General features: G+C 69.0%; 22 protein-coding genes. 4 read left to right on the top strand and 18 right to left on the bottom strand.

Annotated features, from left to right (window positions below):
• Positions 1-177 precede the first annotated feature (177 nt).
• Both ACFEMC_RS09090 and ACFEMC_RS09085 read left to right on the top strand, forming a co-directional pair.
• Positions 178-672 carry a transcriptional regulator gene (locus ACFEMC_RS09090; RefSeq protein WP_106206055.1) on the top strand — a complete coding sequence of 165 codons (495 nt, stop codon included), beginning with the start codon at positions 178-180 and terminating at the stop codon, positions 670-672.
• A 244-nt stretch (positions 673-916) separates the two neighbouring features.
• On the top strand, positions 917-1,876 hold the full coding sequence (locus tag ACFEMC_RS09085) for a hypothetical protein (RefSeq protein ID WP_380175625.1): 960 nt from the start codon (positions 917-919) through the stop codon (positions 1,874-1,876).
• Between the two features lie 76 nt (positions 1,877-1,952).
• Here ACFEMC_RS09085 and nusB read toward each other — a convergent pair whose 3' ends face one another.
• Positions 1,953-2,363 (bottom strand): transcription antitermination factor NusB, encoded by a 411-nt coding sequence (nusB, locus tag ACFEMC_RS09080; RefSeq protein WP_380175623.1) that lies wholly within the window; start codon positions 2,361-2,363, stop codon positions 1,953-1,955.
• Complete coding sequence (gene efp, locus ACFEMC_RS09075; protein ID WP_380175621.1) at positions 2,363-2,926, bottom strand: elongation factor P; 564 nt, start codon at positions 2,924-2,926, stop codon at positions 2,363-2,365. Before efp ends, nusB begins: the two co-directional genes overlap by 1 nt.
• A gap of 287 nt (positions 2,927-3,213) precedes the next feature.
• Here efp and ACFEMC_RS09070 point away from each other — a divergent pair, with 287 nt between their 5' ends.
• Both ACFEMC_RS09070 and ACFEMC_RS09065 read left to right on the top strand, forming a co-directional pair.
• A complete protein-coding gene (locus ACFEMC_RS09070; RefSeq protein ID WP_380175619.1) occupies positions 3,214-3,582 on the top strand; it encodes a hypothetical protein in 369 nt (122 codons plus the stop codon).
• Between the two features lie 83 nt (positions 3,583-3,665).
• Positions 3,666-4,394 carry a hypothetical protein gene (locus tag ACFEMC_RS09065; RefSeq protein ID WP_380175617.1) on the top strand — a complete coding sequence of 243 codons (729 nt, stop codon included), beginning with the start codon at positions 3,666-3,668 and terminating at the stop codon, positions 4,392-4,394.
• A gap of 17 nt (positions 4,395-4,411) precedes the next feature.
• On the opposite strand, the gene aroB is transcribed toward ACFEMC_RS09065, so the two are convergent.
• The 16 genes from aroB to ACFEMC_RS08985 form a co-directional block, all read right to left on the bottom strand.
• Positions 4,412-5,500 carry a 3-dehydroquinate synthase gene (gene aroB, locus ACFEMC_RS09060; protein WP_380175615.1) on the bottom strand — a complete coding sequence of 363 codons (1,089 nt, stop codon included), beginning with the start codon at positions 5,498-5,500 and terminating at the stop codon, positions 4,412-4,414.
• Positions 5,497-7,023 (bottom strand): shikimate kinase, encoded by a 1,527-nt coding sequence (locus ACFEMC_RS09055; protein ID WP_380175613.1) that lies wholly within the window; start codon positions 7,021-7,023, stop codon positions 5,497-5,499. Before ACFEMC_RS09055 ends, aroB begins: the two co-directional genes overlap by 4 nt.
• 106 nt (positions 7,024-7,129) lie before the next feature.
• Positions 7,130-8,515 (bottom strand): cell wall-binding repeat-containing protein, encoded by a 1,386-nt coding sequence (locus ACFEMC_RS09050; RefSeq protein ID WP_380175611.1) that lies wholly within the window; start codon positions 8,513-8,515, stop codon positions 7,130-7,132.
• 19 nt (positions 8,516-8,534) lie between these two features.
• Positions 8,535-9,044: a hypothetical protein gene (locus ACFEMC_RS09045; protein WP_380175609.1), complete on the bottom strand. Its 510-nt coding sequence runs from the start codon at positions 9,042-9,044 to the stop codon at positions 8,535-8,537.
• Between the two features lie 560 nt (positions 9,045-9,604).
• Positions 9,605-10,285, bottom strand: a complete 681-nt coding sequence (locus ACFEMC_RS09040; protein ID WP_380175607.1) for a hypothetical protein — start codon at positions 10,283-10,285, stop codon at positions 9,605-9,607.
• A gap of 25 nt (positions 10,286-10,310) precedes the next feature.
• Positions 10,311-10,961 carry a PilN domain-containing protein gene (locus tag ACFEMC_RS09035; RefSeq protein ID WP_380175605.1) on the bottom strand — a complete coding sequence of 217 codons (651 nt, stop codon included), beginning with the start codon at positions 10,959-10,961 and terminating at the stop codon, positions 10,311-10,313.
• Positions 10,958-12,004, bottom strand: a complete 1,047-nt coding sequence (gene pilM / locus ACFEMC_RS09030; RefSeq protein WP_380175603.1) for a type IV pilus assembly protein PilM — start codon at positions 12,002-12,004, stop codon at positions 10,958-10,960. The genes ACFEMC_RS09035 and pilM overlap by 4 nt, the downstream gene beginning before the upstream one ends.
• Before the next feature lie 106 nt (positions 12,005-12,110).
• Complete coding sequence (locus tag ACFEMC_RS09025; RefSeq protein ID WP_380175601.1) at positions 12,111-12,863, bottom strand: prepilin peptidase; 753 nt, start codon at positions 12,861-12,863, stop codon at positions 12,111-12,113.
• A 34-nt stretch (positions 12,864-12,897) separates the two neighbouring features.
• Positions 12,898-14,673 (bottom strand): hypothetical protein, encoded by a 1,776-nt coding sequence (locus tag ACFEMC_RS09020; protein WP_380175598.1) that lies wholly within the window; start codon positions 14,671-14,673, stop codon positions 12,898-12,900.
• Position 14,674: 1 nt separating this feature from the next.
• Entirely contained in the window at positions 14,675-15,358 is a 684-nt protein-coding gene (locus tag ACFEMC_RS09015; protein ID WP_380175596.1) for a type II secretion system protein J, read from the bottom strand.
• Positions 15,355-16,614 (bottom strand): prepilin-type N-terminal cleavage/methylation domain-containing protein, encoded by a 1,260-nt coding sequence (locus ACFEMC_RS09010; RefSeq protein ID WP_380175594.1) that lies wholly within the window; start codon positions 16,612-16,614, stop codon positions 15,355-15,357. The genes ACFEMC_RS09015 and ACFEMC_RS09010 overlap by 4 nt, the downstream gene beginning before the upstream one ends.
• Positions 16,615-16,644: 30 nt before the next feature.
• Positions 16,645-17,070 carry a type II secretion system protein gene (locus tag ACFEMC_RS09005; RefSeq protein WP_380175592.1) on the bottom strand — a complete coding sequence of 142 codons (426 nt, stop codon included), beginning with the start codon at positions 17,068-17,070 and terminating at the stop codon, positions 16,645-16,647.
• A 68-nt stretch (positions 17,071-17,138) separates the two neighbouring features.
• Positions 17,139-17,603: a type II secretion system protein gene (locus ACFEMC_RS09000; protein WP_380175590.1), complete on the bottom strand. Its 465-nt coding sequence runs from the start codon at positions 17,601-17,603 to the stop codon at positions 17,139-17,141.
• A gap of 227 nt (positions 17,604-17,830) precedes the next feature.
• A complete protein-coding gene (locus tag ACFEMC_RS08995) occupies positions 17,831-19,096 on the bottom strand; it encodes a type II secretion system F family protein (RefSeq protein ID WP_380175588.1) in 1,266 nt (421 codons plus the stop codon).
• Positions 19,097-19,109: 13 nt separating this feature from the next.
• Positions 19,110-20,510 (bottom strand): type IV pilus twitching motility protein PilT, encoded by a 1,401-nt coding sequence (locus ACFEMC_RS08990; RefSeq protein WP_380175586.1) that lies wholly within the window; start codon positions 20,508-20,510, stop codon positions 19,110-19,112.
• A 137-nt stretch (positions 20,511-20,647) separates the two neighbouring features.
• Positions 20,648-21,922 (bottom strand): MFS transporter, encoded by a 1,275-nt coding sequence (locus tag ACFEMC_RS08985; RefSeq protein ID WP_380175584.1) that lies wholly within the window; start codon positions 21,920-21,922, stop codon positions 20,648-20,650.
• Positions 21,923-21,934 lie beyond the last annotated feature (12 nt).

Below are 21,934 nucleotides of genomic sequence, written 5' to 3'. Positions count from 1 at the left end.
GACGACACGTCCGGGGGCAACGCGCCGCTGGACCGCGCCCACAGCGTTGTCGTTGTGAGATCAAACGCTCACAAGGAGTAACGGATTTGGTGCCGAGAGGGTGGTGATTCCCCGAAACCGGGTGCGAAACGGCAGGTCAGCTTGACGAAGACGTTCACGCTCCGTGACGATTCTCGTATGGCATCGGACTACTCCCGCGCACTCGGATCGCGTCTTCGCGCCATCCGTACCCAACAGGGGCTGTCCCTGCACGGCGTCGAAGAGAAGTCCGAGGGACGGTGGAAGGCCGTCGTCGTGGGCTCCTACGAACGCGGCGACCGTGCGGTGACCGTCCAGCGACTGGCTGAACTGGCGGACTTCTACGGGGTCCCCGTCTCGGCCCTGCTCCCCGAAGGCGCCCCGCAGGGCAGCTCCGAGCCGCCGCCGCGGCTCGTGCTCGACCTCGAGCGCCTCCAGGAGGTCCCCGCCGAGAAGGCCGGCCCCCTCGACCGCTACGCGAAGACCATCCAGTCCCAGCGCGGCGACTACAACGGCCGGGTCCTCTCGATCCGCGCCGACGACCTGCGCACCCTCGCCGTCATCTACGACGTCCCCGCGACGACGCTGTGCGACGAGTTCATCGCCTGGGGCGTCCTGAACGCCGACGCCCGCCGCGCCGTCGAGCACGGCTGACCCTCCGACCGCCCGACCGGCCCGGCCCCTCGTGGGCTGGGCCGTTCTGCGTTCCGGGGCCGCCCTCCCGGGAGGAACGTTGACTCCCCGGTGACGATCATCGTCACCGGGGAGTCAACGTTCAAGCAGGGGTTTTCCGCCTCCGTGAGCACGGGTGAACTCGCTGCGACGCAGCGCAGGCGTCATCCACAGGACGGCTTCCCGTGGCCGACCGACGCGCAGGAGAACGTGCACCCTCGGCGGCATGCCGAGGCCCCCCTCCTTCGACCCCGCCGCGATCGACGCGCTGCTCCGAGCGACCGACGGCATCGCGACGCACAGTCAGCTCCTGCAGGCCGGGCTGCACCGCCGGACGACGTCGCGGTGGGCCCGGAGCGGTCCGTGGCAGCGGGTCCTCCCGGGTGTCATCGCCAACCACCGCGCGCCGCTGAGCCGCCGTGAGCGTCGACTCGCGGCGGTGGCCTACTGCGGACAGGGGGCGGTCATCAGCGGCGAACACGCCCTGGACCTGCTCGCCATCACCGGCAACCGCATCACGGTCTCCGACCAGGTCCTGGTCCTCATCCCGTGGTCGCAGAAACGCCTGTCGGTGGACTTCGTGACCGTCGAGCGCACCCGCCGTCCGCCGACCACCTCACGGCGTCAGGGCCTCCTGGTCGCGGGTCCGGCACGCGCCGCCGCCGACGCCGCACGCCACGGAGCCGATCTCGACCGCACGCGCGAGGTCTTCGGGGCGGTGCTCCACCAAGGGCGGTGCACGCTCGAGGAACTGCGACGCGAGGTCTACGAGGGGCCGAACCAGCGCAGCGGCGACGCTCGGCGCGTTCTGGCGGAGGTCTCTGCGGGCACCCGCAGCGCCGGCGAGGCCAAGATCCGGACGCTGATCGTCGCATCCGCGCTACCGCAACCACTCTGGAACCAGCTCGTCGTCATCGACGGGGTCCGGGTGGGCGAGGCGGACGCGTGGTGGCCGGACCTGGGCGTGGCCCTGGAGGTGGACAGCATCCGGTGGCACTCCACTCCCGCCGACATCCGACGGACGCAGGCGAAGCAGCGGCGGTACGCCCGAGCCGGCGTCGTCCTCGTGTCCATCGCCCCAGCGGACGCGCTGGCCGATCCGACGGGGTTCCTCCAAGACCTCGCGCAGACCCTCGCCGCGGCACAACGGCGGGCCCCGCGACGGGGAACGGTGACTCCCCGATGACGATGATCGTCACCGGGGAGTCACCGTTCCACTCAGCGAACGCCCGGACCGTCGGCCTCGGCGAGGCGCTCACTGATCAGGCGGAGAGCGTCTCCTTCAGCTCCGCGATCCGCGCGAGCAAGCCGTTGACGAACTTCGGCGACTCGTCGGTCGAGAGTTCCTGGGCGATCTCGACGGCCTCGCTGACAGCGACGTGGTCGGGGACGTCGGGCGCGTGCAGGATTTCCCAGACGCCGAGGCGCAGGAGGGCGCGGTCCACGGCCGGCATCCGGTCCAGGGTCCAGCCCATCGAGTACGTCGACAGGACCTCGTCGATGCGGGCCTGTTGCGCGACGACCCCCTCGACGAGGGTGACGGCGTACTCACCGACGGGCGGGTCGGCCCGCTGGATCTTGTCCCGCAGGACGTCGAGGGGGGCGAGGCGGCGCTGGTCGGCCTCGAAGAGGACCTCCAGCGCGCGCTTGCGCGCCTTGCGGCGAGCGGCCATCAGTCGTTGACGCGGCCGAGGTAGTCGCCCGTGCGGGTGTCGACCTTGACCTTCGTGCCGGTCTCGAGGAACAGCGGGACCTGGATCTCGTACCCGGTCTCGACGGTCGCGGGCTTGGTGCCGCCGGTGGAGCGGTCGCCCTGCAGGCCCGGCTCGGTGTACGTGATCTCCAGGACGACCGAGGTCGGGAGCTCGACGTAGAGCGGGGTGCCCTCGTGCGTGGCGACGATCGCCTCGGTGCTCTCGAGCATGTAGTTGGCCGCGTCACCGACGGTCGCTGCGCTGACGTGCAGCTGGTCGTAGGTGGCGGAGTCCATGAAGACGAAGTCCTCGCCGTCCTTGTACAGGTACTGCATGTCGCGCTTGTCGACCGTCGCGGTGTCGACCTTGCTGCCCGCGTTGAAGGTGCGGTCGACGACCTTGCCGGACAGGACGTTCTTGAGCTTCGTCCGGACGAAGGCACCGCCCTTGCCGGGCTTCACGTGCTGGAACTCGACCACCGACCAGAGGTTGCCGTCGAGGTTCAGCACGGTGCCGTTCTTCAGGTCGTTCGTCGATGCCACGTCGTCTCTCAGTCCGTCTCTCAGTCTTCACTCCCGCTGCCCGGGTCCGGGCGCGGGTGGGCCTGGGTCATCCTACCGAGGCCGCGCAGCGGTCCCCGCGCACAGGCGTGGCGACCGGACGGGGCAGCCGTCACCGTCCGCACACCGGACCCCGGCCGCCGTTGCGCCGGACGGAGGAGCCCCGCCGCGCACACGAGTGGACCGCGCCGGGGCGGCTCAGCGCACGCCGCGGTGCGCCCGATCACTCGTGGACACCTTCGTCAGTCGTCCGAGGAGAGGGGCCCGCTGTGAGTCGCACCGCGCCGGCCCCTCAGGGACCCCGCCGCGCCGTCGTCGTGGCCGTCGGGGGCGTGACCGCCCTCGGACTGGCCGTCGCCGTCGCCCTGCCCATCGTCGTGGACGGCCGCCGTTCCAGTGCCGCGCAGGACCTGCACGCGGACCTGCAGCGGGTGGCCACGGCGCAGGCCGCGTGGAAGGACGCGCACGGCAGCTACTCGACGTCGTTGCACGACCTCCGGGTGCCCGCGGCGCGCACCGACGTCGCCATCGTCAGCGCGGGGGCGGACGCCTTCTGCGCAGGCGCGTACGACGAGTCGACGCGGACCGCGATGTTCTTCTCGCCGCAACGCGGGTTCGACAGCACCGCCTGCCGTTGACAGGCAGTGCTCCACGAGGGTGATGCCCCTCCACCCGAGCTCGCCCGGAGCCGATCACCGTGGTGAGAACCGAGGAGGACACCGTGACCGAACCCCGCACCGACGCCAGCGCCACCCCGCTGCCGCGGCGCCGTGGCGGCGGCTTCATCGAGAGCGCCGTGCCGACGCCGCCTCCCCCGCCGCTCCCCCGCGGCGGGCGGCACCGGGCGGACGTGCCCGAGCTCGACGAACCGGTCGCCGCCGCGCCCCTCCTCGCCCCCGAGCCCACTTCTCCCGCTCCCGCGGTGGAGCAACCGGTCCCGGCGCCGCGGACCGCGGCGACGGTCGCCCCTCCCGCCGAGCGGCGCGACGCCCAGCCCCCGACGGGGGACTTCTACGGACCCGCGACCTCCCGGCCCACGTTCAACCCGGGCAACGCGTCACCGTTCCAGGTCCCCCGGACCGAGGCGGTCCCACGCCGGGTGAGCCGGCACCCCGTCAAGACGCTCACGACGTGGGCCGCGGTGCTCGTGGCGCTGGCCATCGGGGCGAAGTACGGCTACCCCGTCGTTATGGAGCAAGTGCACGCCAAGGAGATCGCGGCGGTCACGGCGGACCTCACGACGATCGGCGCCGCCCAGGAGGCCTACCTCAAGGTCAACGGCGCCTACGCCACGAACGTCGACGCGCTCGGTGTGCCGCAGACCGTCAGCCGGATCACCGTCGTGAGCGCAACCGGCAGCGGCTATTGCCTCAAGGGCGTCTCCGTGACGGGAGGCATCGCCCGCTACTCCTCTCCGTCCCGCGGGATCAGCGAGACGCCCTGCGGGTGACGTGACGACCGTGCCGGTCAGTCCGCACTGACCTCCGCGTACGCCGCCTGCAGCATTGCCGGGTCGGGCCCCTCCAGCCGCGAGGGACGCCCGATCCCGTCGAGCACGACGAAGCGCAGCAGGGAGCCGCGCGACTTCTTGTCCCGCTTCATCGCGTCCAGCAGCTGCGGCCACCGGTCACCCCGGTAGGTCGTGGGTAGGCCGAGCGACTGCAGGACCGCGCGGTGCCGGTCCGCGTCCGCGTCGGACAGGCGTCCGGCCATCCGGGCCAGCTCGGCGACGTAGACGAGCCCGACGCTGACGGCCGCACCGTGCCGCCACTGGTAGCGCTCGACGAGCTCCACGGCGTGGGCGAAGGTGTGGCCGTAGTTGAGGATCTCCCGCAGGTCCGACTCCTTGAGGTCCTCCGACACGACGCGCGCCTTGACCCGCACCGCGCGCTCGACGAGCTCGGCCAGGACGGGCGAGTGCGGGTCGGTCGCCGCCGCGACGTCCTCCTCGACGAGCTCGAGGATCCGCGGGTCGGCGATGAACCCGCACTTCACGACCTCGGCCAGACCAGCGCGCAGGTCGTGCGGCGGCAGGGTGTTCAGGGCGTCGAGGTCGCACAGCACGCCGGCTGGCGGGTGGAAGGAACCGACGAGGTTCTTCCCTTCGGCCGTGTTGATCCCCGTCTTCCCCCCGACCGCCGCATCGACCATCGCCAGCAGCGTCGTGGGAACCTGTACGACACGGACCCCGCGCAGCCAGGTGGCGGCGACAAATCCCGCGAGGTCGGTCACCGCTCCCCCGCCGACGCCGACGACGGCGTCGCTGCGCGTGAAGTCCGACTGCCCCAGCACCGTCCAGCAGAACGCGGCGACCTCGGCGGACTTGGCCTCCTCCCCGTCCGGCACCTCGGCGAGCACGGCCTCCAGCCCCTGCGCGACGAGGTCGTCGCGGACGGCCTCGCCGGTGGAGCGGAGAGCCCGCGGGTGGACGACGAGCACCTTGGCGACCTTCGGCCCCAGCAGTCCGCGCAGTTCGCCGAGGAGGCCGCGGCCGATGAGGACGTCGTAGGGGGCGTCGCCCTCGACGGTGATGCGGACGGTGTCGGTGCTGGTCATCTGTCCTCCGCGAGGTCGTCGAGCGCACCGGTGAGTGCGTCGTCGGTGGCGGGAACTCCCGCCTCGGGCCGGCCCGGGGCGTGCAGCAGCACGAACCGGACGCCGTCCTTGAACTTCTTGTCCCGCAACCACAGCGGCCGCAGGTCGGCCAGGTCGAACCGGTGCGCGGTGGGCAGTCCGAACGCCCGGAGAGCGGTGCGGTGCAGCGCGACGCCGGCGTCGTCGAGGAAGCTGACGCGCCGCGCCAGGTGGGCCGCGGCCATCAACCCCAGGGGCAGGGCGTCCCGGTCCACGCCGAGCTGCTCGAAGGCGTGCGAGAACGTGTGGCCGTAGTTGAGGTGCAACCGGCCGGCCGCTTCGCGCTCGTCCGCCGTGACGATCCGCGCCTTCGTCGCGACCGCGCGACGGACGAGGGCCGCCACCGCCTCGACGTCCCCGGCGAGGACCGCCGGAGCCTGCTCGAGCAGCAGGTCGAGGTCGGAGGGGTCGGCGACGAGGGCCGTCTTGACCGCCTCGGCGACTCCGGCCCCGAAGCGGGGGTCGGACGCGGGGGTGACGCCGTCCGGGTCGCTGAGCACCGCGACCGGCTGGTGCACCGCCCCCAGGAGGTTTCGGGCCTGCGGCAGGTCGAGGGCGACCTTGCCGCCGACGGAGGAGTCGACCAGCGCCTCCAGGGAACGCGGGACGACGGCCCAACGGGTCCCGCGGTTGTAGGTGGCGGCCAGGAACCCCGCGACGTCGACGACGCTCTCGTCCCCCACCGCCAGCACGAGGTCGTCGGGGTGCAGGGCGGCGTCGGCGGCCTGGAGGGCCAGCTGCTCGTAGGTGGCGAGGGTCTTGACCGGCCCGGCAGGCAGTTCCACCACGTGGACGACCCCCGACAGGCTGCGGCGCAACGAGGTGAGCGCGGGGTCGTCGGCGCGGGCGACGACGAACGTCGCGCGCGCCGGCGGCAGGTGGGCCCCCGCCTCAGCCAGGAGGCCACGCCGGACCTGGACCCGGTACGTCCCGCCCGGGGGCGCCACGAGGACTCCCTCCTGACCGGTGACCCCGTCGAGGACATCCAGCGCGATGACCTCCGCGCGGCGGCCGTCGGTGGCTACGTCGACGTCGGCGAGGGACCGGAACACCTCGCGGCGCGCGGCGTGCAGGTCGGCTAGGTCGGGCCGGCGAAGCATCGGCCGGTACGTGTCCCCCGCGGTGCGGCGCTTCGCCTGCTCGAACGAGACGTCGAGGTGGACGACCGTGTGCGTCCGCAAGACCGCGCGGGTCCCTTCGCGACCACACGCGCCACCACCGAGCGAGACGACCGCCTCGGGACCGGACAGGACATCGGCGACCACCGTCTGCTCGACGTCGCGGAAGGCGCTCTCACCGTCGGCCTCGAAGATCTGCGGGATGGTCCGGCGCTCGCGGTCCTCGATGACGAGGTCGGTGTCGACGAACGGGAGGCCGAGGCGGTCGGCCAAGAGGCGCCCGACGGTGGTCTTGCCGGCGCCCATGAAGCCGACGAGGACGATCACGGTCGGACTCCTGGAGGGACGGGGGTGGAGGGCGCCTCGATCCTAGAGCCGGGGATGCCGAAGGCCCGCACCCCCTTGTGGGGGTGCGGGCCATTGTCGTGCTGCGTCAGTTGACGGCGGCGTCCCCGAAGAAGACGGTGCCGTCGGCCTCGGCCGACCCGCTGCGGGCAGACGAGGTCGTGACGACCTTCAGGTTGTCGACACCACGCACGGACAGGTCGATGGCGGCCGGGTGTCCGACCGAGACCTGGTACGTGCCGAGCAGGCGCTCGTCGCCGAAGACCTGGACCGTCGACTGGAGCCCGGACGTCGTTCCGTCCGCGACACCGGCGACGGTCGTGAACCGGGTCCACCGCTGCGCCAGCGACCATGAGCGGTACTCGCCGTTCGGCAGCTCCGTCGACGAGTTGGACGGTGCGTACGTGGCGTAGGCGACCGTGCGCGGGTAGAAGACCCCGTTGAGCGTGACGTTCGCGCCCAGCAGTTGGGCGTTGCCCGTCGGAGCGGCGAGCTCGTCGAGGTACGTCTTCGCACCGGCGCCGCAGGACGTGCGCTTGACAGCCGCCGTCGAGTAGGAGCCGTCCCCTCCGACCGCCTGGATCTGCAGGACGTCCAGTCGTTCGATCTCGAGGTTGACGCCTTGCGGAAGGCACGTCTGGGGAGTCAGCAGGAGGGGTGACCCGTCGTGCCCGGCACGGGCGCCAGCAGCGATGGCATCTGCCCAACTCGTCCCCGATGCCAGCTGCACGGACTCCGAACCCGAGGCGAAGAACGTTCGGGACACGGCCACGGCCGTTGCGTAGCGATCCGCTCCGGCGATCCGCTCGACAGTGCCGGACGTGTACTGCGCCAACTGCGAGAAGACACCCGCCGAGACCGACGATTCCCCGCCGAGAACGACGATCGAACGCGGCTTGAGGCGCGTGAGCTCGGCCTGGGTCGACGCGGGAACGACGTTCCCGGGTACGGTGAGGATCGGCGCCCCCTTGCTGACAGCCGCGGCTGAACCCGCGAGAGCGTCAGCGTAGTCAGCACCCGTCGTCACGAACACGGTGCTCACACCGGGGCTGAACGAGGCCTGCGAGAGGCGGGCAGCTGTCTCGTACCGGTCAACCCCTGCGATGCGCACCAGGTGGGCTCGCGTGTTCTGCTGCAGCCACGTCATCACCTGAGGACTCACGGTGCCCTCACCGCCAACGACCACCACGTTGCGGTAGTAGCCGATGACCTTCCTGACGCTGTCAGGCAACTGCCCCTTCGGCGTCAGGAAGATGTTCGACCCGGCGCGACCCGCCACCGCCCCGGCAGTGATGCCGTCGGCGAAGGCCTCACCGGTCACCACGTAGGCAGTGTCACGCTGCTGGTAGTTCTCCAGGAACGCAGCCGTCGCGTACCGGTCGGGGCCGTACGTGCGGTGAGCAGTGACGGGCGTGGCGGCCTGCGCGACGTTCGCCGCCATGACGACCACCGCAAGACCGGAGAGACCAGCCATCGCCAAACGACGACCTCGATCAGTAGAGAACCCCATCGGAGCCTCCCTCCCCCATGTTGCCGAAGTAGACGACGCCCGCTGCGTCGGTGAAGAAGGCGGTCGCCGTGGGGACCCTGTCGTCCTGAACGCCCGTGAACCTCAAGGGCGTTCCGGCGACCGAGTCCCCTTGCGACAGGAGCACGTCGTCCTGCCGGTCCTTGCGCACCCAGAACTTGTCACGCAACACCCCACCCACGAACACCGTCCCGGTCGTCTTGCCGAGCGCTGCGTCGGGCAACTGGACGGGGTCCGTCGCGTTCGACTGGACCAACCAGCCACGACCAGGATCGCTCTCGCTGAGGAAGACACCCACCGTCGACGCCACGTCGCTCGGTGCGGACGTGGGACTGGCCGATACCGTGGACGTCGCAGCCGTCGCACCTGCGAGGCCCCCGTACCGCACGGACAGCGGGTAGATGAGCGCCCCCTTGGCGACACTGACCCTCTCACCATCGACGTCGAAGACCCCGACCGCGTCGGAGCCGCTCACGAACTTCACCACTGGTTTCTCCCAGGCCGGGGCAGTGGACCGGGCAGGAGTCGAGGTCAACCCGGTCGGGACGGCCGTCGGCCTGCTGGTGGACGGGCGGCCGCCGCTCCCCGTCGGTCGCGCCGTCGCGCCCGTAGCCGTGGCCGTGGCCGTGGCCGCCCCAACCTTCGTCCCGCCCCCCTGCGAAGCAGAGGTGGTCGCAGCAGCACCGGAGGAAGAACCAGTGGTCCCCGAGGGCCCGGTCACGCCCGGCGCGGCCGTCTCACCGATGCCGCCTGCGAAGAGGTCACGCACCGAGGTCGAGAAGGCCACGGGAACGTCAGAACTGGGGGTCCCCGAGGCGGTCGTCGCACCGGGTCCTGCAGCCGGAGTGACCGCCTGGGCCACCTGCGTTCCAGGGGTACTGCTCAACCAGAGGAACCCCAGAGCACCACCGCCGAGCAGGACGACCCCGGCGGCTCCGGCCGCGAGAGCACGGACGAGCTTGCTTCCGTCTCGAGCCGTCCCGTCGTCCTCGGAGAACGAGAGGTCGGGCTCATCAGCGTTCTGCGCACCGCTCATCAGTTGGCCACTCCCGTCGTCGAAGGGCCGCTGGGAGCAGCCGAGGCGGCGTCCGCGACGGTCGTCGAGGACGCGGACGCTTCCTGCATGACGAAGACCTTGCCGGTGAGCGTCGCAGCCACACCGCCCTCGCCGTTCTGGAGGTCCAGCGTGCTGACGGCGTAGTAGCGCTTCATGTCAGCCTGGACGTTCTTCACGAACAGTTCGACCTGCGCGAAAGAACCATTCACCTGCAGGGACAGCGGCAGCGCCAACACGCCCGACGCAGGGGTCGCGCCGGTACTCGCGGCCGTCGAGGCCGCCGCCGGGGCAGCTGCACCGTCGGCAACGAACGCCTCCGCGCTCCCGGGGGTCACGTTGGTCAACGTGACACCGGACGTCCGCGCGTACCCGTCCAGCTGTCGCAGCAGTTGCGGCAGCTCGGCCGAGGAGGGCAAAGACGCCTTGTCGGCGGCAAGCTGCTGCTTCTCGTCCCCCAGCGTCGCGAACTGGGCCTTGAGCTGCTCGGTGCGCTCCTGGATCGCCAGGTTGCTGTCCCGTACCTGCTGAGTCTGGTCAGCGAGGTCGGAAGCGCTGGCACGCTGCGGCTGAACCAGGAGGAAGTACGTCGCCACCAGCATCAGCAGAGCGAGGGCGGCTGTCCCGGCTACCCATACCGTGTTCCTGTTGCGCGTCAACACGTCAGCTCCTGTGAGATCCGAGCGGTCACTGGGAACCGCCCACGGCGGCGGAACTCGAGACGGTTCCGGTGGCGGTGTACGTCACGACCGAGGTCGCGGGGTCGTAGGAAGAGGTGCTCAACCACGACCCACCAAGGCCTGGGATCCCGTCGACGGATTCGAGCCAGGAAGCCACGTGGTCCTGATCGATCGTCTTGCCCGTGACGGCGACGGTCCCGATGCCTGCGTCGACGAGCGGGTTGCTCGACGTGGCGGCCTGTCCAGGCGCGGTCAGGTTGAACGTGATGCTGGTCAGCGAGAGCTTGTCGGGCGCCCCGGCAGCCAGCTTGTCGAGGTAGCTGTAGAACGGTACGTCGTTGGTCGAGACCGCGTCCTGGGCCGCTCGCACGGTCTTGACCTCCGCGAGGACGCGAGGCACCTCTGCGTACGGCCTCTGCGCCGCCTGGAGGGCCGACGTCTTCGCCTGCTCCACCGAGAGCTTGTCCTGGGCCTCCGCGACGTGCCCAGCCGAGACGACGAACGCGCCGGCGCACGCGGCCGCCACCAGGACGAGCCCTCCTGCCAGGGCAGCACGAACACGACGACCCTGCCTGGCCAGCTCGATCTCGGCCGGGAGCAGGTTGACGCGGATAACACCGCGCGACGTGGTCGCCTGCTGGAGCACCTCGAAACTCACGACATCACCCCGAGGGCAAGGCCCACCGGCACGGCGGCGAGCGGACGGACGGCTTGCAGCTGGTGTTCGTCGAGGCCGGTAGCGCCGAGGTGGACACCGGACATGGGATCCGCGGCGATGACCGGCTTGCGAGTGATCTGCTCCAGACGCGGCGCGATGGACGCCAGGATCGACCCGCCACCCGAAAGCACGATGCGCTCGACGGGGAAGCTGGGGTTCGAGGCCCCGTAGTAGTCGAGGGAGCTGCGGATCTCGTCGACGAAGACCTCGACCATGAGATCGAGGGCGCTGTGCGCCAGCTGCAGCTCCGACGTGGACAGCTCGTCGACCGCCCCCCGCTTGACGGCCTCCGCGAGCGAGGAGGGCATGCCGACACGTTCTGCGATCGCGTCCGTGATGTCCTGGCCGCCGTTGAGCATCACACGCACGAAACGCGGCTGGCCACCCGAGTGGATCACCATGTTCGACACCCGGGCCCCGACGTCGACGAGGGCCTCCGTCGCCACGTCGCCCATGGGCCGGCCGACACTCCGCAGCACGGCGAACGACGTCAGGTCCACTGAGGTGGCTCGCAGCCCCGCAGCCGACACGGCGGCAACGTTCGACATGACCATCTCGCGCGAGGCGGCGACCAAGAGGCCGCGCAGAGAGCGCTGGCCGTCGTCCACGAGTTCTTCCGTCAGCTGGAAGTCGAGGACGCACTCGTCGACCGGCATGGGCAGGTAGTCCTGGACCTGCAGGGACAGCGACTTCTTCAGCTCACTCCGAGGCATCCAGGGCAAGTCGACCTGCCGCACCACCACACGCTGGTTGGCGACTCCCAGGGCGACCTTCTTCCCGCGCAGACCACTGGCCTTCCACAGGGACTTGATGGCCTCTGCGACCGTGGGCCGGTCCACGACCTCACCGTCTCGCACGGCACCTTCGGGCAGGGCCACCTGCCCGAACCGCTCGAGCGTCACGCCTGCGCGGCCGTACGACAGTTCAGCGGCGCGTACACCCGACGTCCCGATGTCCAGGCCGATCGCGGTTCGTCCGGGCACGTCCCCTCCTCTGATTCGGTGAGCCTTCAGCTCACGAGATGCGTACTTGGTTGATGATCGGACCGGACAACGACTCCCTTGAGGAGTCGTTCCGGGCATTTCGGTGTCACACCGAGGCGATACCCGTCATCGACAGGTACCAGTCGGCCACCGGGGAAGAGATGAAGAGCGCCGAGGCTGCACCGAGGAGCATCCACGGCCCGAAGGGAATGCGCGTGCCACGACCCTTGCCGATGACAGCCATCACGACAGCGCCCACCAGACCGCCGAACAGGAACGCGGCGAACGCGCCGACCGCCAAGGCGTCCCAGCCCCACCAGCCGAGGTACATCCCCAGGACGCCAGCCAACTTCACGTCACCGAGGCCCATGCCCTTCGGGTAGACCACCACGACGAGGGCGTAGAGACCGAAGAGGGCCAGGCCCCCGATCCCCGCCCGCACGAATGCGGCCCAGTTCCCGCTGCCGGCACTCGCCACGCCGAGCAGTCCCACACCGACGAGGTACGAGGGACCGACGATCGCGTCGGGAAGCCGCTGCACATCGAGGTCGATCACTGTGAGCGCCACCGCGACTGCACCGAAGTAGAGGTAGGCAGGCAGCGCCCACGAGACTCCGACCCGGGCTGCGATGAGCGCGAAGACGACACCGGTTGCCAGCTCCACGAGCGGGTACCGCCAAGGAATGGGCGTTCGACAATCCCTGCACCGTCCCCGCAGGAGCAGCCACGAGAGCACCGGGACGTTGTCCCGCCGCCGGATCGACGTCGAGCACCCCGGACACCGACTGGCCGGCCGGACGACGGACTCACCCCTCGGAACGCGATGGATCACCACGTTGAGGAACGAGCCGATGACCACACCCACCACCGCGGTAGGGACCAGCACCCACGGATCAGCCGTCACTGGTCGTGTCCAGGTTCCACGGCGACTCCTCGGGCTTGAGGAAGTACGGCGGCGGCAGGCCGGGAAGCCGGGTGTCGTAGACGTAGTTCTTCTGGTAGCCGGTCCTGAACGTCCCGTTGTTGTCGGAACTGCTCGTCCCGACGGGACCGCGGTACTTCTGGGCGATGGTCCCGTAGACCGAAAGATTCGACGGCGTGGACAGCGCCGTGTAGTACCTCGTCCCCTGGTTGTAGTTCTGCACCAAGAAGCTGTGCTTGAGGGCGAGGATGGCTGCGCTGACGCTCGTGACCTGGTTGCTGGACGAGAGGAGGTCCTGCGTCTGGTCGGCGTTCTTGATGGGGTGCGAGACCCACACTCGCTGATTGGCGACCAAACCGAGCACGCTCTGAGTGTTCGCCACGTAGCTGATGTTGCCTGTAATGACGACATCCGTCTCGGCGTTGACCGTAGTCAGTCCGTTGATGGTCCCGGACACGTAGGCCGTGCCCTTCTGGCAGGAGTAGTCAGGACCCAGGTAGTTCTGACCCACGTACTCGCCCGACAGGGGGAATCCAGCCACGTTCTGCCCGTTGCAGACCGCCAGGGCGTTGTCCGCGACGTAGATGACGCTCGGAATGGGAAGGTTGCTGCCCACGCATCCTACGGGGTTGTTCGTGGACGTCCCCGACACGTTCATCGCGCTGCCATTGAAAGTGATCTTCGTGGAACCGATGTAGTAGCATCCTGTTCCGGTTTGCGCGGCAACGGTCTTCACCTCAGTGTTGTCCTGCGGCATCACGATCGGACGCGTCGGCTTCGGCGTGTAGCCGGGCTGAGCCTGGGTCCCCGGGTTGATGACGTTCTGGGAACCCCACCACCAGCCGCTCTTGGACGTGGCCGGCGAGGCGTTGCTGTACCCGTTCCCCGTGTACCCGTAGCCCGTCTCCACCCGCTTGTCGGCGAAAAGGGTGTTTCCGTTGATCTGGAGTGCGTCGTTGCTGTGCAGCGGACCCCGGATGACGTCGTTACTGACCCACTGGATCTCGGAGCAGAAGCCCGAGACCGTGTAGTTCCCGTTGATCTGCACCTTGGAGCCACCCGTGGTTGGAACCCCGTAGAGCTTGTAGGCCCCACTGCTCGTGGAGTAGCTGACCGACGTGCGGCCTTGGTAGTAGTAGCGCCCACTGCACAGGTCGTTCACGGCGCTCGGGTCCGCGTAGACGTAGTAGTAGCGGTTATTGTAGTAGACATAGCTGTTCCCGTTGACGATCGCCGGCGCATTGGCGCCGACCAGGTCCGGGTCACTCTGCTCGAGGTCCGTGAAGTAGATGAAGTTGAGGAAGCTGTTCGGCTTCATCTGAGCCGTGAGCGTCTGAGTGACGTTCCGACTCTTGCCGGTCACTTCCAGGACGATGCGTTGCGTACTTGCGGTGTAGCTGTTGGAACTGAGCAAGCGGTAGGTGAAGCTCCCGCCCGAAGTACCCGTTCCCTGGATCGTCCTGCCCGTCGTGAAGGCGGGGTTGCTCGCGTCATTGCCCTGGTTCTGGTAATAGGTGTCGTTGGCGTTCAGTCGCGAGATGAAGTCGTCGATCCCCGCTTGCGCCGCAGCCAGGGCGATCTTCCGGTCCTGGTCCGTTCGGCTGGGTGTGCTGTTCTGGAGAGCGAGAGTGAGTGCGACCATCGCGAACAGGGTCATGGCCACCATGGCGCCGAGGACGGTGATGAGCGCTACCCCTTCGTCGTCGCCCGACCGGGACACGCGCAGGCGCGCGAAGAACAAGCGCATGTCAGTTGTCCCCCAGGTTCACCATGACGACGCTCGTACGCGCCGTGCTCGTCTTACCATCGCCAGCTGGCGTGACAGCCAGCTGCACGGTCACGGACGCGACGCGGCCCCTGTCGGCGACGGAGAGTCCTGTTGCCGTCGGTGTGAGCACCGCGCCAGAGCTGTCGAAGTAGGCGAAGATCGGCGTTCCGTCAATGTTGATGGTTCCGCGCGCCAGACACGTGCTGGCGGTCCCGCTCGCCGGCCAGGTCGGCGGCGTACCGCTGACGCCAGGCGTCTTCGTCTCCAAGAGGCAATTTCTGCTCGTGTCGACGGTGTAGCTCACCAGAGTAGGGATCGGCAGCGCGACGTTGCCGACATCGGACCCTCTGAGCATGCTCGAGTAGAAGGACACCGAACGAGCCGTGGCCTGGGCGAAAGCCGGGGTGGTGTCGTCGGGCGTGACCGCGACGCGCAAGGCCTTCGTCACGGCCTGGGAGGCCGTGCGAGCGTCTGCGGTGGAGTTGGTCGTTCCGCGAACGCCGCGCACCGTCCTCAAGGCGGAGATGGTCATCGTGCTGACGATGAGGAGTACGACTCCCGTCAGCGCAGCGGTGATGAGGGTTTCGACGAGCGTGAGGCCCTCATCCCGGCGCTGGCCGCGGAACGAGGGGAACCCGCGCCGCACGAGTTGCAGGATGTTCACGACATCACCACCGTGACGCTGGGAGCGGTCGGGGACGCGCTGTCGGGCGCGTTGACGAGGGGGGTCCCTGTGGTCACAGGCGCTCCGGAGCTGCTGCGGGAGAACGACCAAGTGCCAACGGGTAGAGCGACAGCCGCCTGCCCGGTCGAGCTCAACTTGATGGCGATGGGCTGGCCGGTCGGGCACCCGGAGCCGGTTCCGGTGTTGGTCTGGACGGCGTAGACCGTTCGGTTGGCGGACACCACGGCATCGCTCGCCTTGACCACGATGCCCCCCAGGGGGACGTTGACCACACCGGAGCCGCCGGCTGTCAGCGCCACGCTGGCCTGGCCGCTGGTCAGGAGCGCGTCGCTGGGCGCCGCGGCCTTGCTGCACAGACCGGCCCAGCTGAAGTACGTGCCCGGGAAGAGCCTCTGGGAGCCTGCTGAGGGCGAGGACTGGTAGCGGTTGCTGCTCCACTTGGAGAAGCTCAGGTACGTGCCCGGGTCTGTGGGGGTCAAGGGCGTCGTGCTGTACCCGCCGGGTGCCGCGTAGGTCGTCGTCAGAAGAGCCGGGACGTCGTAGTTGAGCACTGTGCGCCCCACCGTTCCGGCGCCCTGGACGTTCACCGATCGCGTCGAGTTCTGCACGCCCAGCTCGTCCACGTAGCCGGTCTGGTTGACCGTGGCCGAGTAGTTGGCCGTCGGGTCGAGGCCGGTGAAGACCGCGCAGCCGTCCGCACCCGTCGTCTTCGACATGCCACCAGGGCTCAGCGTGACGGCGATCCCCGTCTGGGGCGTGTTGGCTGCCGACTGGACGTAGACGGCCGAGATCGCCTTCGTGGAGTCGAGGCCGCTCTGACCGAGGCCCAGCGAGACCAGAGTGCTCACGTCAACGGGCTTGGTCTGCCCCATGCTGGGCCAGGTCACCGAAACCGTGACCCGCTTGGCCGAGACCTTGGTCCCGGCACCGGTGCAGATGCTCGCGGCGGAGTCACTGGCCTGGTAGGCGGCGTTCTGTGAGACGGTGTACGTCGTTCCACCGACAGTGGTGGTCGAGACGGCAGTGTCTGCGATGTCGACCGCGCGCTGCGTCCGCACGTCCTCGATCTGCTCGGCCGCGATGTTCGCGGCCGTCGTCCTGCGCGTGTTGTCACCCGTGACACGCAATGCCTGGACGAGGATTGCGGCGACCGAACTCGCCACGATGGCGAGGATGAACATCGCGACCACTACCTCGACGAGGGTGAAGCCGTCGTCGGCGTCGGCCTTGCGCATGCTGTCTCCTCGGTCGTCCTGGCCGGTGGGTCAGGGGCAGAGTCCGGTGCCCAGCCCGGACGAGGCGGAATACTTGAAGGTCTTGGTCGAGCCGGCGTCGTTCGTCAAGGCCACGCACCACCCCGTGGACGAGCCGGCCCCCGAGAGCTGCCCGGTCGAGGGGACAGTCGTCCCCTTGCTCAGCTGAACGGTCGTCGCGTAGTTCCCCGAGTCCTTGACCACGACGGAGCCGGTCGACGATGCGTCCAGCTGGACGGTCCCCGTCCCGTCGACGAAGTAGGCCGCCACTTCCTTGCCGACCCTCGTCACATCGGCCTTGGTGCCGCTGTCGACGGCCTTCTGCCGCTGCGAGAGGAAGACCGGGATGGCGATCGCAGCCAGGATGCCGATGATGATCATCACCACCAGGAGTTCGATGAGCGTGAACCCCGCGTCTTCGTGCTTTCGGAGCGGCATGTCGGTTCCTCGTGTTGTGGGAGCGAGAGAACGGGGGCCCGCAGCTCAGCTGCAGGCCCCCGTCATGATCACGGAGCGGTGGCGCTGGAGCAGGTTCCCTGCTCAAGACCGTTCTGGGCCGAGTACTTGAAGGTCTTCTTGGAACCGTTCAGGTTGACGAAGCTCACGCACCACTTGTCGGAGGTCGTCCCGGTCGCGAAGGTCGTCGCCTCGGCCGGAGCCGCCTCGGTACCCGAGTTGAACTTGACTCCATTGCTGGCCTTGCCGGCGTCAACGCCGTTCACGAGGTAACGACCGTTCGTGATGGCGAGGGTCGGAGCACCGGATCCGTCCACAAAGTAGGAGGTGATCTCCTTGCCGACGGTCGAGGCGTCAGCCTTGGTCGCCGTGTCCTGCGCCTTGGCACGCTGGGACAGGAAGACCGGGATGGCGATCGCGGCGAGGATGCCGATGATGATCATGACGACGAGGAGCTCGATCAGGGTGAAGCCCTGGTCCTTCTCGTCGAGCGACTTGCGGATGCGAGCGAGCATTCGAGTGCTCCCCTTCGGTGAGATCCGGAGCCGCTCGCGGGTCGCGCACCGGCTGTCCGGTGTGGCGGCTCTGACACCTAGTTCTTCGGCCCCAGGGCCCCACGCCTTGAGGGGCGTCGTGACGTGATCACCCGGAGGGACCAACGTTCCGAACGGCGAAAGCCACGACCCGTGAGCTGTCGAGCTCACGGGCCGTGGCCGTGGGGTGGAGCAGCCAACGAGATCCGTCAGTTGATCAGGTTGAAGACGCCGAAGATGGGCATGTAGAGGGCGATGATCATCGCCCCGATAATGCCGCCCAGAACCGCGATCATGAGAGGCTCGATGAGACTCGTCAGCGCATCCGTCGTCGCTTCGACTTCCTGGTCGTAGAAGTCGGAGATCTTGTGCAGCATGGCGTCCAGCGCCCCCGTGTCCTCCCCGACGCTCATCATCTGCACGACCATGGCAGGGAATACGGGATGCTGTGCCAGCGGACCGGCAAGCGATTGTCCTCCTCGGACGCTCTCCATGATGTCAGTCGTGGCCCGCTGGATCACGACGTTGCCCGCGGCGCCACCGACGATCTCCAGGCTCTGCAAGATCGGCACGCCGGACCTCAACATCGTGCCCAAATTTCGGGTGAAGCGACTGAGCGCAATCTTCTGAGCCAAGGTGCCGAAGATCGGCGCCTTCAGCTTCAGCGGATCGATGAAGTTGCGCACTGCGTCCTTGTGCTTGATCCTCCGCCACGTCGGGGCCCAGATGATGGCCGCAACGAGTATCAACGGTGCGGCATAACGCATCGCGTGCGAGAGGAAGACGAGGATCTTGGTCGGAAGCGGCAACTCCCCACCGAGGTCGGTGAACATCTTCGCGAAGACGGGGACGATGAAGAGCAGCATGCCCACGACGGCGAGGATGGCGATGATGAACACCACGACCGGGTAGGTCATGGCGGACTTGACCTTGGCCTTCAGCTTGACTTCCGATTCGAAGTTCTCCGCCAACTGCACGAGCACCTGGTCCAGGAAGCCACCGACTTCACCCGCACGCACCATGTTGATCATGAGTGGGGGGAATACGTCACTGTGGCGAGCCATCGCCGTGGACAGTGCAGTGCCCGTCTCGACCTCCGAGCGGACGTCGGACAGCGTGGCCGCGAGCTTCTTGCTCTCCGTCTGCTCCGACAGGATCGCCAGGGCCTTGATGAGGGAAAGACCGGAGGACACCATCGTGGCGAACTGCCGCGACATCAGCGCGAGGTCCTTCAGCTTGACCCGGTTCCCCCCGGGCAGGCTGATCTCCATCTGCATGCCCTTGCCGGCTTTGGACGCCTCGACGGAGACCGGGGCCAAACCCTGGCCCTTCAGTCGCGCGAGCACGGCCGCCGAGTCACTCGCCTCGAGCGTCCCCTTGACCAGCCTCCCCGCCCGGTCCCGCGCGGAGTACTCGAACGTCGCCTGCTGCGCCCGGCCGGCGGGCTTCGCCGGCGCCTTGGTCATCGTGGCCATGTCTCGTCCTTCCTCAGCGCCCGGTCAGGCGACGGAACTCGTCAGCCGCGGAGCACTTCTCCAGGCCGTGTTCGAACGTGATCTGACGGGTGCGCACGAGTTCGGCCAGGTGCTGGTCGAGCGTGTGCATGCCGAACTGCGCACCGGCCTGCATGGCCGAGCCGATCTGGTGGGTCTTCCCCTCGCGGATGAGGTTCCGGATGGCGGGGGTCGCGACCATGACCTCGGTGGCGACGACGCGGCCGCGGCCGTCGGCGCGCTTGCACAGCGTCTGGCAGACGACGCCCTGGATCGCACCGGCGAGCTGGGTGCGGATCTGGGTCTGCTGGTGGGGCGGGAACACGTCGATGACGCGGTCGATGGTCGACGCCGCGCTGGAGGTGTGCAGGGTGCCGAAGACAAGGTGACCGGTCTCGGCGGCGGTGAGGGCGACCGAGATGGTCTCGAGGTCGCGCATCTCGCCGACGAGGATGATGTCGGGGTCCTGGCGCAGCACGTGCTTGAGGGCGTTGGCGAAGGACTTGGTGTCCTCCCCCACCTCGCGCTGGTTGACGATGCAGCTCTTGTGGCGGTGGAGGAACTCGATGGGGTCCTCGACCGTCATGATGTGGTCCTTGCGGGTCCGGTTCGCGAGGTCGACGATCGAGGCGAGCGTCGTCGACTTCCCCGAACCGGTCGGCCCGGTGACCAGCACGAAACCGCGCTGCAGGCCGGCGAACGACCCGACGACCGGCGGGACGCCGAGGTCCTCGAGCGGCTTGATCTCGAAGGGGATGCGGCGGAACGCGACACCCACGGACTCGCGCTGGCGGTAGACGTTGACGCGGAACCGGGAGTGCCCGGGCACCTGGTAGGCGAAGTCGAGTTCCAGGTTGGCCTCGAACACCTCCCGCTGCTTCTGCGTGAGGACGGCGTAGATCGCCTCCTGCAGCGTCTTCGACACCATCTTCGGGAACTCGTCCATCGCCGTCATCTCACCGGACAGGCGCACGGTGGGGTGGGCGCCGGAGGTGAGGTGGATGTCGGAGGCCCCGAGCTCGAGGGCCCGGATGAGCACGTCGTTGACGCGGACGGGGACCGCGACGTCGTCGCCCCCGCTCGTCACGAGCGCCGAGACCGCGTACTCGTCGACCTCGGGGGCCAACTGCGCCACCACGGGCTCGACGGGCGCGGCCTGCACCGGGACGTGGGGGGCCGCGGGCGCCGAGGAGTGCCGCGGACGCTCGTCGACGGCGGGCGCGAGCGCGAAGCCCTGGGGCTCGGCGGGCGGCGCGATGACGGCCTGGTCGCTCTCCAGCTGCTTCAGCAGCGCGCTGATGTTCGGGCGCGCCGACGGCACGCCGTCGGCCCCGGCCCGCATGTTCGTCGGGACGTACGGCTCCACGGGCTGACCGCCCTGACCAGCGTTGTCCATCTCGCTCCCCACAGCCCGACCTCGAGCACGACAGAGCGCACAGCCGTCTGCCGACGCTCTCCAGTGCTCATCGGCCGGGCTCCGGGGGCGCTTGAGGTGGGCGATCACCGCCTTGACCCGTTCGGGTGGCGACCCCCTCAGCGGCGGTCCGGCGCCGCCGCCCCACTCCCCCGCACGTCGACGGTGCCGCCGCCGAAGACCGCCTCCCGGCGCTCGGTCCCGACGGCGGCAAGGCCGGCCACCACCAGCAGGACGGGCACGAGGGTCCACACCAGGGCGGCGGGGTACCCGTGCGCAGCGGCGATGTCCTCCTGCAGGTACAGGTTGAGCGAGGCCAGGAGGTTGCCCAGCTGGTAGGTGACCCCCGGGTAGAAGCCGCGGATCTCGTCCGGGCTCAGCTCGGTCAGGTGCGCTGGGATGACGCCCCATGCCCCCTGGACGAGGAACTGCATGAGGAACGACCCCAGCGCCACCATCCCGAACGTCGTGGACTGGGTGAACAGGTAGAGGACCGGCAGGCCCAGGAGGGCGCAGCCGACGATCGTCCAGCGGCGCCCGATCCGCTGCGACGCGGCCCCCAGCAGCGTGCCGCCGATGATCGCCCCGACGTTGTAGATGACGGCGATCCCGATGGCGGAGTCGGCGCTGAAGCCCAGCCCCTCCTTGAGGAAGGTCGGGTAGACGTCCTGCGTGCCGTGGCTCATCCAGTTGAAGGCCGTCATGAGCAGGACGAGGTAGACGAACCGGCGCAGGACGAGCGGGTTGCGGAAGACCTGCCCGGGCGTCGACCTCGTGAGTGCGACGCGCTCCCGCGTCTGCTCCCACGCGGCCGACTCGCGCACCCGGGTGCGGACGAAGAGCGCCAGCAACCCCGGGACGATGGAGATGGCGAACATGCCCCGCCAGCCCAGGTGCGGGTCCACGAGGTAGTAGGCCACCGCGGCGAGCAGGTAGCCGGTGGAGTAGCCCTGCTGCAGCACCCCGGAGAAGAAGCCCCGTCGGGAGGCGGGGACCTTCTCCATCGCCAGCGCGGCCCCCAGACCCCACTCCCCGCCCATCCCGATCCCGTACAGCAGGCGCAGGACGAACAGGACGGTGAAGTTCGGCGCGAAGGCGCACAGGAAACCGACGACGGAGTAGAAGAGCACGTCGACGACGAGCGGCGTCCGCCGGCCGACCCGGTCGGCCCACAGGCCGAAGAGGAGTGCGCCCACCGGGCGCATGACGAGCGTGGCGGTCGTCAGCAGGGCCATCGTCGTTAGCGGGACGCCGAGGTCCTTGCTGACCTCGGCGTACACGAGCACCACGATGAAGTAGTCGAAGGCGTCCATCGTCCAGCCCAGGAACGCGCCGGCGAACGCGTTGCGCTGGTCGGGAGTGAGGCGCTCTCGCACGGCCGCGGCGGAGGACACGTCGCACCACCT

The sequence above is a fragment of the Kineococcus sp. DHX-1 genome (assembly GCF_042473625.1).
Taxonomy (GTDB): domain Bacteria; phylum Actinomycetota; class Actinomycetes; order Actinomycetales; family Kineococcaceae; genus Kineococcus.
The sequence above is the reverse complement of the archived record's forward strand: the minus strand, read 5'-3'. Positions and strand labels throughout refer to the sequence as shown.

What these genes read in the sequence shown, in the direction of transcription:
- ACFEMC_RS09090 (WP_106206055.1), top strand. Translation starts at nt 178, where the DNA reads ATGGCATCGGACTACTCCCGCGCACTCGGATCGCGTCTTCGCGCCATC.
- ACFEMC_RS09085 (WP_380175625.1), top strand. Translation starts at nt 917, where the DNA reads ATGCCGAGGCCCCCCTCCTTCGACCCCGCCGCGATCGACGCGCTGCTC.
- nusB (WP_380175623.1), bottom strand. Translation starts at nt 2,363, where the DNA reads ATGGCCGCTCGCCGCAAGGCGCGCAAGCGCGCGCTGGAGGTCCTCTTC.
- aroB (WP_380175615.1), bottom strand. Translation starts at nt 5,500, where the DNA reads ATGACCAGCACCGACACCGTCCGCATCACCGTCGAGGGCGACGCCCCC.
- ACFEMC_RS09050 (WP_380175611.1), bottom strand. Translation starts at nt 8,515, where the DNA reads ATGGCTGGTCTCTCCGGTCTTGCGGTGGTCGTCATGGCGGCGAACGTC.
- ACFEMC_RS09020 (WP_380175598.1), bottom strand. Translation starts at nt 14,673, where the DNA reads ATGCGCTTGTTCTTCGCGCGCCTGCGCGTGTCCCGGTCGGGCGACGAC.
- ACFEMC_RS09010 (WP_380175594.1), bottom strand. Translation starts at nt 16,614, where the DNA reads ATGCGCAAGGCCGACGCCGACGACGGCTTCACCCTCGTCGAGGTAGTG.
- ACFEMC_RS09005 (WP_380175592.1), bottom strand. Translation starts at nt 17,070, where the DNA reads ATGCCGCTCCGAAAGCACGAAGACGCGGGGTTCACGCTCATCGAACTC.
- ACFEMC_RS09000 (WP_380175590.1), bottom strand. Translation starts at nt 17,603, where the DNA reads ATGCTCGCTCGCATCCGCAAGTCGCTCGACGAGAAGGACCAGGGCTTC.
- ACFEMC_RS08995 (WP_380175588.1), bottom strand. Translation starts at nt 19,096, where the DNA reads ATGGCCACGATGACCAAGGCGCCGGCGAAGCCCGCCGGCCGGGCGCAG.
- ACFEMC_RS08990 (WP_380175586.1), bottom strand. Translation starts at nt 20,510, where the DNA reads ATGGACAACGCTGGTCAGGGCGGTCAGCCCGTGGAGCCGTACGTCCCG.